Here is a 14,823-nt window from a genome sequence, read left to right as displayed (position 1 = left end):
CCGCCCGATCGCGGCGGCACGCGGGGAACGCTACGGGAGCGCGGCTCACCCTCTCTTGTACAGAAGCGACAGGGGCTCGTCCGGGTCCGGGCGGCGCAGCTCGGTCGCCGTGCGCCCGACGAACCGGGTGAGCGAGCGGGCCAGGTGCGACTGGTCGTAGTAGCCCAGCCGGTGCACGACGTCGAGCGGGGCCAGCCCCTCGCCGAGCAGCACGGCCGCCTGCCGGGCGCGTTCGATCTGCCGGATCGCGCCCCGCGTCAGCCCGGTCGCCGCGACCACCCGGCGCTGCACCGAGCGCGGGCTCAGCCCCCGGGCGTCGTCGCCCGCGAGCACGCCGGCCACCAGCGGGTCGCGCACCAGGACGCCGGCCCGTACGAGCCGGTCCACGAAGTCCTCGGCCGTGCCGAAGCGCGGCAGCTCCCACTCCTCGCCGCGCAGCACCAGCGTGCGCGCGGTCACGTGCCGGGCCGGCACGGCGGCGTCGACCAGCCTCGGGACCGGCAGGTGCGGCATCGCGGCGCCGTGGGCGAAGATGATCCCGAACAGCGCCGCCTCCCCGCCGACCTCGACCGTGCTCGGCCCCGTCTCCGGCCCGCGCACCACGACGTGCGTGCGGCCCCGGTCCGCCCAGACGACCAGCTCCCAGTTCGTGTACGCGACCGACCGCATCCGCGTGGCCGTGGAGACGCCCTCGCTGCGGTAGACGCGCTCGATGTACGGCGAGTCCGACGGCCGGTCCTCGGTCTCGAAAGCCATCCCACCTCCCGCGCCAGTGTCACACGGGCCCTGCGCCGAGTGGCCGTGGGTGGGACGGATCCGCAATCATCGGGATATGTCACGGCGGCTCGTGCTCGCATTCACGGCACTCCTCATCACGCTCACCGCGTGCGATCCCGGCGCGGGCGCGGCCCCGGCCACCCCCACCGGCGCCGCCTCCCCCGCGGACCGTTGCGCCAAGGCGAGCGCGCGGGACTTCGACGGCGACGGACACGACGACGTCGCCGTGGGCAACCGCATGCTCACCGGCGGGCAGGTGTCGATCCTCAGCGCGGGCAAGCTCGTCCACCTGCGCATCCCCGACCTGGCCGCCGACGCCATCGGGGCCTCGGTGGCGCTCGCCCGCGTCAACGCCGACGGGTGCGCCGACGTCGTCGTCGGAGCCCCGTACACGAAGGTCGACGGCGGGCACAGCGCGGGCGCCGTCTACGTCCTGTACGGCGGGGACGCCGCGCCGTACCGGAAGATCGTCTCGCCGAACCCGCAGCCGGGCGCGCGGTTCGGCGCCGCCGTGGCCGCCCACGGCGGGACCATCGCCATCGGGGCGCCGGAGGAGAACGACAGCGGCGTCCAGCAGGCAGGCGCCGTCTACGTGACCGACGGCGACACCACCCCGCCCCGGCGCATCACCCAGGAGACCGAAGGCGTCCCCGGCAACAGCGAGCCGCACGACGGCTTCGGCGCCACCGTGGCCGTCGGCCCGCTCCCCGACGGCCGCACCGGGCTGCTCGTCGGCTCCCCACGCGAACGCGACGACGGCAGCGGCAGGCAGCTCGCCAACGGCATCGGCCCCTACGACGGCGCCGTGACCATGATCGCGGACGTGCGGGCCGAGCGGCTCGAAGCCGTCAAGCACGACGGCGGCAGCGAGTGCGAGCTCGGCGACGCCGTCGCCTACGTGCCCGGCGGCACGTTCGCCGCCACGGAGGGGCAGTGCGGCAAGGTGCTCGTCCTCGACCACGCCCGGATCCTCGACACCGTCGAGTGCGGAGCCTGCGGATCCTCCAGCACCGGCTCCGCGCTCGCCGCCGCACCCGACGGGCGGGTGGCCGTGGCCTGGGGCGACTCGGCCCAGGTGCTGTCGATGCGGGAGGGCGTGCCCGGCACCGTCGTCCCCACGCTGCCCGGCGGCAACCTGCCGGTGGCCTTCTACGGGACCAAGCTGGTGTTCGGGATGCCCCAGGAGGCGCCACCCCTGGGCGTGACCGTCTTCGACCCGGCGACGGGGCGCAGCGAACAGGTCATGAGCGCGATCCGCGACGTGGAAGGCGTCGGCGAAGCCCTCGGCTGACCACCCCCGGTGTTCCCCCCGGATGTCGGCCCCTGGTTGTCGGTGGGGGTCGGTAGCGTTCGGGCGTTGCTTGCCGTGGTCGGGTGGAGGTGGAGGCGTGGGTCCGTGGGAGGAGATCCGGCGACGGATCGAGACCGGGGATGGCGGGGACGGGCTGGTGGCGTTCCTGTTGGGACTCGGGGCGGCCGACCGTAAGGCGGTGGCCGCGGAGCTGCCCGGCTACCTGGCCGCGCGGGTGCGCGACGAGTCACGCTGGGGGGTCGCCGGCGCCGCTCCCGCCCTGCGCATGGCGGGGGCTGCTTGCCTGGGCGGGGCCGCCCAGGTCGCCGCCTGGCTCGACCGGCGCGAGCTGCGTACGGTGCCGTCGCCCAAGGCCGACGCCGAGCGGATCTCGCGGCTGGTCCGGGACCGGCCGGAGCCGTGGCGGCGCGACCTGGCCCGACGGCTGGCCGCCGGGCTCCGTCCGGGCGGTCGCGGGCTCGCGGGGCGGGTGGACGGCGAGCCCGGCTGGGACCTGGCCGCCACGCTGGTGATCGAGACGGGGATCGAACCGCCCGACAACGACGCGTTCGTGGCGGGCTGGGTGTGGCACCTGCACCACAGGCTGTGGACGGGCGCGGGCGCCGACCTGGTGCGCGACCATCCGCTGCTGGACTTCATGGCGCCCCGGCTGTTCCAGGCCGAAGGCGTCGCCCGGCCGCTGGCGCACGACCGGGCGTGGAACTCGGCGTACCAGCACCCCACGGTGATCGGGGCGCTGGCCGGGCTGGCGGGCGAAGGGCGGCTGGACCGGAAGGCGCTGATCGGCGGGTGCGCGTCGAAGTTCCTCAACGGCGGTGACGCCCGGGAGGTCGAGCCGTTCGTGGCCCTGTGGGAGGAGTTGCGGCCGGAGGTGGCGGAGCTTCCCGTGGTGGACCTGGTGCGGGTGCTGCCGTTCGCCGCCTCGCCGCTGGTGCGGCTGGCCGCCGCCGAGCTGCGCCGCGCCGACGAAGCGGGCGGGCTGGGCGACGAGCTGTTCGCCGAGGCGGTCGGCGCGCTGGCGTTCCGGCAGGAGCGGAAGTACGTGACGACGGCGCTCCAGTGGATTGCGCAGTCCGCCCCCACCCGCCCAGCCACCCCACGCCCGAAGGCCCCGTCCGACCGCGTCAGCGGCCCGCCCGGCGAGGGCCCGTCCGGTCGCGTTGATGGGGCGGTTGCGGCGTTGGGGCTGGTTTTCGGGGTGGAGGTGCCGTCGTTGCGGGATCGGGCGGTGCGGTTGGCGGTCAAGCTGGCGCCGCAGGCGAGCCGGGCGGCCCGTGAGGCGGTGCGGGAGGCTGCGGCGGTCCTGCCGCCGGAGGCCCTGGCCCGGATCGCCGCCGCCTACGGGGAGGTCGTGCCGGCGCCGCCCGAGGCCCCGGTCACCACGCCGTTGACCGCGCCCGCGCTGCCGGGCATGCCGGGGCCGATCGGCTCGGCGGCGGAGCTGGCCGCCGCGCTGTCCTCCATGAGCTGGCCGCACGACCCCATCCGCTACGAGCTGATGCTCGCCGCGCTGGTCGAGCACGCCCACCGTGACCGCGAGGGCACTGCCGAGGCGCTGCGGCCGTGGCGGAACGAGCGGTGGGGCAGCTTCGAGCACGGCTACCCGTTATGGGCTGACCCGAGCACCTGCTACCACCCTTACTCGCTGCTGTCCCTGTGCGCGCTCGCGGTGGTGTCGCCGTCGGACAGCGCCGTGCTTTCCCGCCAGATCAGCGACTACCTGGCGAGGAATCCTCCCTATGAGACCGTGCTCGACTGGTTCATCAGGGACCGCTACCGGGAGGTCGTGGCCCTGTTCGAGGCGGGTAGGAGCGTCCCGTTGCTGCTGGCCACCCCGACCGCGCGCACGGGGCGCCTCGACCCCGCAACGCTCGTCGACCGGCTCGAACTCCTGGGTGACCGCGAGCCGCTGCCTCTGGACTTCTGCCAGGCGCTGCTCCGCCTGCCCCGGGCCGTCGACCCGGTGGCGCTCGGCCGGGCGGAGAGACTGACGTCGGCGGCGGGGCGGAGGCTGGCGGCGTTGCGGACGGGCGGGGCGGCCGATCCGGTCATCACGTACGGCCCGGCGAGCGTGATGCGGAACCTCGGCGGCTACCAGAACTACGCCCCCGTCACCGAGCTGCACGCCCGCATGACGCCGGCGCCGGGCCTGCCGGAGCGGATCCGCGAGCTGTTCACGCTGGAGCCCAGGGAATACTTCGCCGGCCATTCGGACCGGATGGCGTGGTGGCCCTCGGTGCTGCCGTCCCATCGGGAAGCGCTGGCCGCGCACGTGCTGGAGTGTTTCGCCGTGGACCTGCGCCATCGTGACGCCCAGGTGGACGTGCTGCCCGCGCTGGCGTACGGGGACGGCCCGGTGGGGCGGGCCACGGCCGCCGCGATCGTGCTGGGCATGGGGCACAAGCAGCCCGCCGTACGGGTGCACGCGATCGACGCGGCGAAGATCCTCGCCCTGCGCGGGGAGCTGTCAGCCGGGGATCTCGGCTGGGCGCTGGCCACGCTTGTCGCGCTGGAGTCCGTGACGCTCAAGCGGGTCGCGCCCGCGCTGGAGGAGCTCGCGCTGTCGGGGGCGCACGGCGAGACGTGGGCGATGCTGGCGTCCGCGCTGCCCGCCCTGCTGCCGGGGGCCGGTGAGCCTGCCCGTCCGGGGCTCGCCGACCTGCTCGCGGTCGCGGTCAAGGCCGCCGCCCTGGCCGGGGCGCACACCGGCCCACAGGCCGGAGCGCGGGTCGGCATTCCCGGGCTGGCCGAGCTGGCGGCCCGCAAGGGCGCCGCCCGCACGGTCGCCGAGGCCCGCGCCCTCCTCCAGGCGATCGCCCCGGCGTGACCCGCTGGAGCGGCCGCCCCCGCCGGGGCGCGCCGACCCCGCCCGCCCGACCCGGCACGGCCGACCCAGCCCGACCGTCCCGGCACGGCCGACCCAGCCCGCGCGCGCCAGCTCGGCGCGGCCGACCCAGCCCGACCGACCCAGAACGTCCGCCCCGGCCCGGCCGACCGGCCCGGCGGGGCCTGGTGTGAGGTGTGGGCCGCGGGGGTGGGCATGGAGATGCCTCCCGGGGCAGAGCCGGGAGGCGGGGGGCTGGGCTGGTCATGCACGGGCGGGGACCAGGCGGGCGCCGAGTGCGCGGGCGCCGATCACCATGGCGGCCGCCGCGAGCACGATGTCCTTGAAGATGTACTGCGCCTCGAGCGTGGGAGCCCCGGGGAACAGGTTCGTGAAGAACAGCGCGTACGGGGCGAAGAAGCCGGCCAGCGCGCCGGCCATCACCACGAGCCCGGTCTTCAGGAACTTGCCGGTGACCAGCGTGAGCCCGATGAAGACCTCCATGGCGGCGATGACGAACTGCGCCGCGTAGCCGGACAGCATGCCGAACGACAGCTTCTCCAGCGTGGCCACGGACAAGGCCTCCGCCGGGCTGACCCCTGGGAAGAACTTGAGCGTGCCGAAGGCCACGAACACCAGGCCGAGGCTGACCCGCAGGATGTCGATGCTGTGCCGGGACAGCCAGCCGGCCAGCCCGGTGATCATGGTCTGGGTGGGGGTGACGGTGGTGTTCATCTCGCGCTCCCTGTCGGTGTCGTTCCGCGTTGGATCCAGAGTCGCGAAATCCAGGTCCGGCTACGTCGGCCCACGGGAGGCAGTCGTCCTACACCGTCGCACGTACGCGGGGACCGGCGCGTACCGCCGTGGGCCTCGGGGATCGCCCCTAGGGACGGACAAGCGCGACGTCAGGGCGCACGGGCCCGTACGACGGCGGGCGTAACGGGCCGTGCTTGACCTTTAGCCGGCTCTAGCGGCGATACTCCGGCGCTGCCTCCGATGAACGCCCGGGAGACGATTGTCCTGAAGTACCGCGTGATCGGCAGTGATCCGGGGACCCGTCGGCGGGTCAGCGTGCTGAGCCTCGACGAGTCTCAGCCATGTACGCGCACGCGTACCTGGAGAGCTGGCGGGTGCCGCCCCGCTGGTCGGGGCCTCTTCGGTCGAGCAGTTGGAGGAGAGTCTGGGCGCGGTGGACCTGGAGCTGACGGCCGGGCAGCGGGCGGTCCTCGACGCCGCCCGCTGAGCCGGTCGCCGCTATTCGCTCTGCTTGAGGCGGGCGACGCCGATCAGGTCGTCGGGGGTCGCGTCGGGGACGTGGTCGTCGAAGCGGGACAGCACCCTGGTCCGGAGCGCGCCCGCCACCAGCAGCGCGATGAACAGCCCGAAGATCACGTAGATCAGCGCGATGCCGCGTCCAGGACCGGTGCCGATCACGGCTCCGACGGTGCCGGCCAGCGCGCCGCCGGGGAGCATGAGCGGTTCGAGCGCCCGTTCGGCGAGCGGCGTCAGCACGCCGACGCCGAGCGGGATCGTGGACCAGGCCACCATCTGGTTGAGCGCGAACACCCTGCCGTGGTAGCGCTGGGGCACCTTGACCTGGATGATGGTCGCGTACACGCCGTTGACCAGCGCCAGCCCCAGCGACACGCCGAACGCGCCGATGCCGATGAGCACGAGCGACCGGGTCAGGCCGACGAGCACGCAGGACACCGCGATCACCAGCGTGAGCAGCAGCATGCCGATCATGCGCCGGCGCCGGGGGCCGCCCCACAGGCTCATCCACAGGCCGCCTGCGGCCGCGCCCGCGCCGCCGCACAGCGCGATCACGCCGACCTGCGACAGGCCGGAGAAGGAGAGCACGAGCGGCGAGTAGAGCATGAAGACCGGTGACAGCACGATGGCCAGCAGCGCGAAGAACGCGACCATCGCCCGGAAGTCCCGGTTGCCGATCGACAGCCGGAACCCGGCCTTGATCTCGGCGCCGACCGACTCCCTGCGCTGGTGGGCGAGTGTGGCGGGGAAGCGCACCACGGTCAGCACGATGGCGGCGACCAGGTAGCCGATGATGTCGGCGATGAGGATGCCGCCGAGCCCGATCACGGACATGAGCCCGACCGCGGCCAGCGGGGCGACGAACTGGGCGACGCCCGCCGTCATCTGCGCGACGCCGTTGGCGTGGCCGAGGTAGCGCTTGGGCACGAGCTGCGGGATGGCCGACGAGTACGCGACCCGCTGGAAGGCCAGCGCCACCGACAGCATGGTGAGCAGCGGGTACAGGGTCCAGGTGTCAAGCCTGTCGGTGAACAGCAGGGCGGCCGCCGCGCCCTGGATGGCGAGGCCGGCGACGCTGCTCGCGAGCATCACCTTGCGCCTGCTGGTCCGGTCGACGATGGCGCCGACCAGCGGCGCGGCGAGCACGCCCGGGATCACGGCGAGCACGGTCATCAGCGCCATCTGCGCGAGCCGCCCGGTGCTCAGGTAGATCCAGATGGGGATGGCGAACTCGGTGATGGTCGCGCCGGTGATCGTCACCATCTGGCCGAGCGCCACGGCCAGGAAGCGGCCGACGCTGGGTTCGGGTCCGGCGGCGGTCTCGGGGGCGGTGGCCTGTGGGGTGGCGGTGGCCTCGACGCTCCAGCCGGGGCCGCTGTCGCCGGGGGTGAGCGGGTCGCGGGAGAGGATCGCGGCCAGCTCCTCCGCCCGATATTTCAGGAAATAGTGACCGGCTTCGCTGATCACCGCCAGCGTCGTGCGCCCGGTCATGAAGTGCCACTCGCGGTAGCGCTCCTCGTAGTACTCCGTCGTCGGGTCCTGCTCGCCCACGACCGACACAATCGGCGCCCGCAGCGGCGCGGCGTCGGCGTCCAGCAGTCCGGTGAAGTACTCCTCCGCCTGCCGCGCGTCGTGCCGCATGTTGCGCACGATGAACGCCCGCTGCTCCTCGTCGAGGTCGCCCAGGTCGGCGCCCATCGAGGTCAGCCAGGCGAGCTGACCCCGGTCGCTGCGCCACCGGTCGCTGCCGGTGAGCTTCGCCCACAGGCCGAGCAGCCCACGCGTCGGCCGGGCGAAGGGGAAGATCCCGCCCAGGTAGACGGTCTCGATCTCGCGGCCTGCCTCCTCCAGCAGCCGGGCGATCGCCACGGTCAGCGCGCCGCCGACCCCGCAGTGCCCGTACAGCGACAGCGGCCCGCCGACCTTCTCCATGATCTCGGCCGCGCACTCGGCGGCCACCTGCGCCAGCGGCCTGGGCTCCTCGGCGAGGCCGAGGTCGTGGCCCGGCACGGCCACCGAGTACAGCGCCGTGCCCTCCGGCAGGGCGTCGGCCAGCGGCTGGTAGACGACCGCGCTGCCCCCGCCGTACGGGACGCAGACGAGCGTGCGCGTGGCCGGGCCGGGCGGCGTGAGCAGGTAGAGCAGCCCGCGCCGGGCCGACGGCTCGCCCGCCACGGCGGCCAGCCGGCGCACGGTCGGATGCTGGAACAGGTCCATCACGCTGACCGGAGCGCACTCCTCGGGCAGGTCGCGGCGGAGCCTGGCGACGACGCGGGTGGCCAGCAGCGAGTGGCCGCCCAGGTCGAAGAAGTCGTCGAGCGCGCCGACCCGGGGCAGCCCGAGCACGTCGGCCACGGCCGCCGCGATCACCTCCTCCACCGGCCCCGACGGCGGCTCGTAGGCCACGCCCTGGTCGGGGCGCTCGGCCTCCGGCTCGGGCAGCGCGGCCCGGTCGACCTTGCCGTGCGACTTCAGCGGCAGCCGGTCCAGCCACACGTAGCGGGTCGGCACCATGTACTCGGGCAGCGCGACGCCCAGCGCCCGCCGCAGCTCGCCGACCGGCATCCGCTCGCCGTCGGCCACCAGGTACGCGACCAGCTCCAGCGCGCCGGGCTCGCCCCGGGCGTCGGCCACCGCGTGCGCGACGCCGGGCAGCTTGCGCAGCGCCTCGTCGATCTCGCCCAGCTCCACCCGGTAGCCGCGGATCTTCACCTGGAGGTCGCGGCGGCCCAGGAACTCCAGGTCGCCGCTCGGCAGCCAGCGGGCCAGGTCGCCGGTGCGGTAGAGGCGCTCGCCCCGGACGGTCACGAACTTCTCGGCCGTCAGGTCCGGCCTGCCGAGGTATTCGCGGGCCAGCCGGTCACCGCCGACGCACAGCTCGCCGGGCACGCCGATCGGCACCGGCCGCATCGCGGCGTCGAGCACGTGGACGCGGGCGTGCCCGAGCGGGCGGCCGATCGGCGTGACGGGGCCGCGGATCTCGTCGTCGGGCCTGACCGTGTAGGTGGTGACGCCCACGGTGGTCTCGGTCGGGCCGTAGTGGTTGACGATCTCGCACCGGCCCAGCGCCGCGAGCTCCCTGGTCTGCTGCCAGCTCGACCCCTCGCCACCGAAGATCATCGTACGGCTGGGCAGCAGCTCCTCCGGCGGCACCTCGGCGGCCAGCGCGCCGAAGTGGGACGGGGTCATCTTCAGGTAGTCCAGGCCGTGGCCGGCGAACTCGGCCCCGGAGATCCGTGACGGGTACAGCTCCAGCGTCCCGCCGGTCATGAGCGCCAGGTAGAAGACCGTGACGCCGAAGTCGAACGAGAGCGACTGCAGCAGCCCGAACCTGGCCCCGTCCACGACGCCGAAGCGTTCGCGCACGTCGGACAGGTAGTTGAGGACCTGCTGGTGCTGGACGGCCACGCCCTTCGGCCGCCCGGTGGACCCGGAGGTGTAGATCACGTACGCCAGGTCGTCCGGCCCGGCCGCCGGCCCGACCGGCTCGCCGCTCTCCTGCGGGACGCCGAGCAGCGGCCCGGCGAAGCCGCCCACCGGGGCGTCGGCGACCAGCGCCGCCGCTCCCGAGTCGGTCAGCAGGTACGCCAGCCGCTCGTCCGGCTGCTCGGGGTCGACGGGCACGTACGCGGCTCCGGCCTTGAGCACGCCGAGCACGGCCACGGCGAGCTCGGGCGACTGCTCCAGGCAGATCGCCACCCGGTCGCCGATGCCCACCCCGGCCTCGCGCAGCAGCGCGGCGAGCCGGTCGGCGCGGCCGTCGAGCTCGGCGTACGTGAGCGTGCGCCCGGCCTGGACGATGGCGGGGTGCGACGGGCGGGCGGCGGCGGTGGCGGCCACCATCTCGTGCAGCGTGCGCGCCCGGGGCGGCACCGGTTCGGCCCGGCTCCACGCGTCGAGGAGGGCCAGCTCCCCCGGCCCGGCGAGTTCGAGCTCCGACAGCCGCACCTCGGGGTCGTCGGCCACCTGGCGCAGCACGTTGGCGAAGTGGCCGGAGAAGCGCTCTGCGGTGGCGCGGTCGAACAGGTCGGTGCTGTAGACGAGGAAGAGCCGCAGCCCGTCGGCCCCGGGCGCCGCCTCCAGCGCCAGGTCGAACTTGGCCTGCGCGGTCCCCGGGTCGTAGGGCTCGGCCGTCACGCCGTCGAGCGCGAGCTGCCCGGCGGTCTCGGCGCCCATGACGAACTCGGCCTGGAACAGCGGCGTGCGGCTGAGGTCGCGGCGCAGGTCGAGGGCGTCGACGAGCCGGTCGAACGGCACGTCGGAGGCCATCAGCGACTCCATCGCCGTGGCGCGCACCCGGTGCATGAGCTCGCGGAAGGTGGGGTCGCCGGACAGGTCGGTGCGCACCACCAGCGTGTTGAGGAAGAAGCCGATCAGCGGCTCCAGCTCCTCGCTGTCGCGGGTGGAGACCGGGGTGCCCACGCACACGTCCTGCTGGCCACTGTAGCGGGAGAGCTGCGCCTGGAACGCGGCGAGCAACGTCATGAACAGCGTGCACCGCTCCCGCCTGGCCAGCAGACCGATGCGGTCGCTGAGCCCGGCGGGCAGGGTGGTGACGACGCGGTCGCCGGCGGTGGTCTTCACGAGCGGGCGCGGCCGGTCGGCGGGCAGTTCCAGCGCGGGCGCGTTCCTGAGCCGGTCGACCAGCGCCTGGGGCGGCGTGGCGTCCCGTTCGCGCTGCTCGCGGGCGTGGTCGGCGTACTGCAGGGTCAGCGGGGCCGGGGCCGGCTCGCCGTTGTAGGCGCGGGTGAGCTCGCGCAGCAGGATGCCGAGCGACCAGCCGTCGGCGGCGATGTGGTGCAGCACGACGACGAACACGTGCTCGCCGGGGCCGAGCCGGATCAGGCCGGCCCGCAGCGGCTGGTCCTCCACCAGGTCGAACGGCCGTCCGGTCCACTCGGACACCAGCCGGGCGGCGCGTTCCTCGCCGTCGGGGCCGGTCAGGTCGACCCTGGTCAGGGTGACGCGCGGGTGCGGGTCGACGACCGCGACCGGCCGGCCGTCCTCGTCGGCGTAGCGGGTGCGCAGCACCTCGTGCCGGGCGGCGACGGCGAGGAGCGCGCGTTCGAGCGCGTCGGCGTCGAGCGAGCCGCGCAGGCGCTCGGTGACGAACATGTTGTAGGAGGCGTTGCCGGGGTCGAGCTGGTTCAGGAACCAGAGCCGCTCCTGGCCGGACGACAGCACGCGGGTATGGCCCGCGACCACGTGATCGGTAGTCATTGGGCTGTCTGCCTCCAAGACATGGGATCTATAAGAGAGCGGATTCTAATAGGAAAGAATCTTTTCTATTTAGATGATCGCCAGTCTCGCACCTACCGCGCGGCATGCGCAAGGGTGATGCAGCAGAGAGGGTGGGGTCCCAGCTTGACTTCTACGGCAAATACATCGGACCCTTCGAGTCAAGATCGCGCCTACTTGAGCGCCCCCGCGGTCATGCCGGCCTGGATGCGGCGCTGGAGGAGGACGTAGACGATCAGGATCGGCGCCATCGCGATCGTCAGGCCCGCGAACAGGCCCGAACGGTCACCGGCGTAGCCCTGCTCGACCGCGAGGTTGGCCAGCCCCTGCGACAGGACGAACTTGCTGTCGTCGCTGACCAGCACCAACGGGATCAGATACTGGTTCCACTGGCCGATGAAGTTGAAGATGCCGACGCTGATGAGCCCCGGCTTGGCCATCGGCAGCATCACCCGGAAGAACGTGGCCACCTCGCCGCACCCGTCGAGCTTGGCCGCCTCCGCGACCTCCTCGGGCAGCGTGCGGAAGAACGCCACCAGGAAGAACATCGAGAACGGCAGCGAGTACGCGGCGTACACGAGGATGAGGCCGGGCAGCGAGTTGCCGAGCCCGAGGTTCTGCACGACGAAGAACAGCGGGACGAGCGCCATGAAGACGGGGAACGTCATCCCGGCGATGAAGAAGTAGTAGAGCACGCCCTTGACGCGGAAGTCGAAGCGCGCGAACACGTAGGCGCCCATGGCCGACAGCAGCAGCGTCAGCACGACGCCGCCGCCGACGACGATCACGGTGTTGCCGAAGTACGTGCCGATGGAGGCGGTGTCCCAGGCGCGGGCGAAGTTGTCCCAGCGCAGGGCCTCGGGGAGCGACCACGGGTCGGCGACGATCTCCGGGTCGCTCTTGAACGAGCTGACGACGGCCCAGATCAGCGGCACGGTCGACACGACGGCCCACAGGACGAGGAACGCCTGGGCGACGGCGATCGTCGGGCCCGCGGATCTGCCTCGCGGCCTGCGCGCACCGGTGGCGGCCATCAGAATTCGATCCTCTCTCGGCGGGTCGCGCGGAGCGTGAAGGCGGACAGGGCCAGGGTGACGACGAAGAGCACGACGCCCATCGCCGAGGCGTAGCCGAACCGGCCGTAGGAGAACGCGTTCTGGTAGAGGTAGAACGAGCCCACCTGGGTGGAGTCGTTCGGCCCGCCGCCGGTCATGATCTGCACGATGGCGAACGCGTCCAGTGCCGCGATCCCCAGGTAGACGGCCGCTGTGCGGATGTTCTCCCAGATGAGCGGCACGGTGATGCGGAAGAAGACCTGGCTCCTGGAGGCGCCGTCGAGCACCGCGGCCTCCAGCAGCGACGCGGGGATCGCCTTGAGGCCGGCGGTGAACAGGACGACGTAGAAGCCGACGCCGTTCCAGACGAGGACGGCGAGCACCGCCCAGAAGGCCAATCTCTCGTCGCCGAGCCACGACGGCTGCACGTGCCCGAGCCCGATCGCGCGCAGCCCGCCGTTGAGCAGGCCGTTGATCGGGTTGTAGATGTTCATCCACAGCACGCCGATGATCGCGATCGACAGCACGTACGGGAAGAAGAACACGACCCGGTAGAACGTGGCGCCCCGGACGCCGCGGATCTCCCCGCTGCGGGGGCCGCCCGCGGCGTTCAGCATGAACGCCAGGAACAGCGCCAGCCCGATCGTGACGAGCGGCAGCGTGATCAGGAGGATCAGGTTGTTGCCGAGCGCCTTCCAGAAGACCGGGTCGCCGAAGAGCTCGGCGAAGTTGGCCAGGCCGATCACGTCGAACTCGGCCGACAGGCCCCGCCAGTCGGTGATGGCGATGTAGAACGCCTGCACGTACGGCGAGGCCACGAACACCGTGTAAAGGATGAGCGGCGCGGCGAGGAAGCCGACGATCACACGGCGCTGGTGCCGGTTTCGCATCTCAGTTCCGGGCCGCGTCGGTGAGGCGCTGCGCTTCCTTGGCGAGCTGGTCGGCCTTCACGTCGCCGTTCATGAACCGGCCCATCACCTTGGCGATGTCGTTCCACAGGCGGCTGTTGCGGGTGTCGACGGTCAGGCCGAAGATGTTGTCGCCGGCCTCCTTGAGCGCGTCGTTGATGGAGACGAGGCCGTGCTTGGCGTCGGCGGGCAGCGTGGCGTTGCGGTTGGAGGAGAGCGCGCCGGCCTGGGCGATGAAGTTGGAGCCGCCCTCGTTCGAGAGCATCGCGCGCAGGAACTCCAGGCCGCCGGCGGAGTTGGCGGCGTCACGCGGGACGATGTACGGCTCGCCCGCCTTGGCGCACAGGGCGCCGAACGGCCGGTCGTCGGCGTCGGTGATCGACGGGACGCGGCAGATCGACATGTCGAAGCCGGCCGGGACGCTGTCGCCCATCTCCTTCTCCAGCCAGGAGCCGCCGGGGACGAATCCGGCCTTGCCCTGGAGGAACTGCATCTGGGCGTCGGTGTGGTTGAGGCCCGAGCTGCCCTTGAGCACCCAGCCGTTGGCGGGGATGGCCTCGAACGCCTTGAGCGCGGCGACGGCCCGCTCGTCGGTCCAGGCGTCCTTCTCGAAGTTGTTGATCTTGTCGATGACTTCCTTGCCCGCGACCTTGTAGATCATCGAGGCCAGCCACCAGAACATGTAGTACGGGAACTGGCCGGGGTAGGTCCAGGGGGCGATGCCGGCGGTGGCCATCTTGTCGCACAGCCCGAGGTAGTCGTCCCAGGTCTGCGGGTAGGTCCAGCCCTTCTCCTCGAACAGGGAGGCGCTGTACCAGGCACCGTAGGCGCCGTAGGAGTAGTTGAGGACGACGAACTGGCCGTCGTGCGTGCCGACCTCGACCACGCCGGGGCGCAGGGTGTCGCGCACGGGCACGGCTGGATCGCTCCAAGAGGGCGCGTCCAGCAGCGGGGCCAGCGACAGCAGGGCCTTGTCGCCGACGAGCGCGCCGTAGTCGATGGCGTTGGAGCCGGAGTTGTTGACGACGTCCGGCGGGTTGCCGGCGACGAAGCGCGGCTGCAGCGTCTGCTGGATCTGCTGGGTGGAGGTCTGCTTGACCTCGGTCTTGGGATGCTTCTTCTGGTAGAGCTCGACGGGCAGCTTGATGTAGGCCTGGCCGTAGCCGCCGTCGAAGAGCACGACCTCGACGGGCGTGCCGGCGGCCACCCCGAACGGATTGCCCGCGACGGCACGGCCCGTCGGGGACGCGGCGGGCGCCTGCTTTCCGCCGGACGTGGCACAGCCGGCGGCGAGCGCGCCGGCGACGGGGGACAGCGCCAGGAACGCCAGGACCGAACGGCGGGTCGGCTGGGGCTGCGACGGACGATCATGCATTCGGGTACACCTCCACAGGATTCGTACTCCTTTGACGATCCTGAGTAAGGTAAGCTACCTTA

The 14,823-nt window shown here is 72.7% G+C and carries 8 protein-coding genes; 2 read left to right on the top strand and 6 right to left on the bottom strand.

Annotation, left to right across the window (positions count from 1 at the left end; all coding sequences use genetic code 11):
- Window positions 1-45 precede the first annotated feature (45 nt).
- On the bottom strand, window positions 46-756 hold the full coding sequence (locus tag ACWDXC_RS29955; protein ID WP_449987153.1) for a helix-turn-helix domain-containing protein: 711 nt from the start codon (window positions 754-756) through the stop codon (window positions 46-48).
- Between the two features lie 76 nt (window positions 757-832).
- Here ACWDXC_RS29955 and ACWDXC_RS29950 point away from each other — a divergent pair, with 76 nt between their 5' ends.
- Both ACWDXC_RS29950 and ACWDXC_RS29945 read left to right on the top strand, forming a co-directional pair.
- Window positions 833-2,068: an FG-GAP-like repeat-containing protein gene (locus tag ACWDXC_RS29950; RefSeq protein ID WP_449987151.1), complete on the top strand. Its 1,236-nt coding sequence runs from the start codon at window positions 833-835 to the stop codon at window positions 2,066-2,068.
- 97 nt (window positions 2,069-2,165) lie between these two features.
- The gene (locus ACWDXC_RS29945) at window positions 2,166-4,916 is read left to right on the top strand and encodes a hypothetical protein (RefSeq protein WP_449987150.1); all 2,751 of its coding nucleotides are present in this window, start codon (window positions 2,166-2,168) and stop codon (window positions 4,914-4,916) included.
- 261 nt (window positions 4,917-5,177) lie between these two features.
- Here the strand turns inward: ACWDXC_RS29945 and ACWDXC_RS29940 are convergent, their stop codons facing one another.
- The 5 genes from ACWDXC_RS29940 to ngcE all read right to left on the bottom strand — a co-directional run bounded on the left by ACWDXC_RS29940 (window position 5,178) and on the right by ngcE (window position 14,761).
- Window positions 5,178-5,648: a DoxX family membrane protein gene (locus ACWDXC_RS29940; RefSeq protein WP_219510345.1), complete on the bottom strand. Its 471-nt coding sequence runs from the start codon at window positions 5,646-5,648 to the stop codon at window positions 5,178-5,180.
- Window positions 5,649-6,167: 519 nt separating this feature from the next.
- Window positions 6,168-11,405: an amino acid adenylation domain-containing protein gene (locus ACWDXC_RS29935; RefSeq protein ID WP_449987149.1), complete on the bottom strand. Its 5,238-nt coding sequence runs from the start codon at window positions 11,403-11,405 to the stop codon at window positions 6,168-6,170.
- A 191-nt stretch (window positions 11,406-11,596) separates the two neighbouring features.
- The gene (locus ACWDXC_RS29930) at window positions 11,597-12,457 is read right to left on the bottom strand and encodes a carbohydrate ABC transporter permease (protein WP_449987148.1); all 861 of its coding nucleotides are present in this window, start codon (window positions 12,455-12,457) and stop codon (window positions 11,597-11,599) included.
- Entirely contained in the window at window positions 12,457-13,344 is an 888-nt protein-coding gene (locus ACWDXC_RS29925; RefSeq protein WP_308126015.1) for a carbohydrate ABC transporter permease, read from the bottom strand. Before ACWDXC_RS29925 ends, ACWDXC_RS29930 begins: the two co-directional genes overlap by 1 nt.
- Window positions 13,345-13,369: 25 nt before the next feature.
- A complete protein-coding gene (ngcE, locus tag ACWDXC_RS29920; protein WP_357583478.1) occupies window positions 13,370-14,761 on the bottom strand; it encodes an N-acetylglucosamine/diacetylchitobiose ABC transporter substrate-binding protein in 1,392 nt (463 codons plus the stop codon).
- Window positions 14,762-14,823: the final 62 nt, after the last annotated feature.

The organism is Nonomuraea sp. NPDC003214 (genome assembly GCF_053590035.1).
Note: the sequence above shows the minus strand (reverse complement) of the source record. Positions and strands in the feature narration are given on the sequence as shown.

Bases quoted from the DNA above. Each gene is read 5' to 3' on its own strand.
- ACWDXC_RS29955 (WP_449987153.1), bottom strand. From the start codon at position 756: ATGGCTTTCGAGACCGAGGACCGGCCGTCGGACTCGCCGTACATCGAG.
- ACWDXC_RS29950 (WP_449987151.1), top strand. From the start codon at position 833: ATGTCACGGCGGCTCGTGCTCGCATTCACGGCACTCCTCATCACGCTC.
- ACWDXC_RS29940 (WP_219510345.1), bottom strand. From the start codon at position 5,648: ATGAACACCACCGTCACCCCCACCCAGACCATGATCACCGGGCTGGCC.
- ACWDXC_RS29935 (WP_449987149.1), bottom strand. From the start codon at position 11,405: ATGACTACCGATCACGTGGTCGCGGGCCATACCCGCGTGCTGTCGTCC.
- ACWDXC_RS29930 (WP_449987148.1), bottom strand. From the start codon at position 12,457: ATGGCCGCCACCGGTGCGCGCAGGCCGCGAGGCAGATCCGCGGGCCCG.
- ngcE (WP_357583478.1), bottom strand. From the start codon at position 14,761: ATGCATGATCGTCCGTCGCAGCCCCAGCCGACCCGCCGTTCGGTCCTG.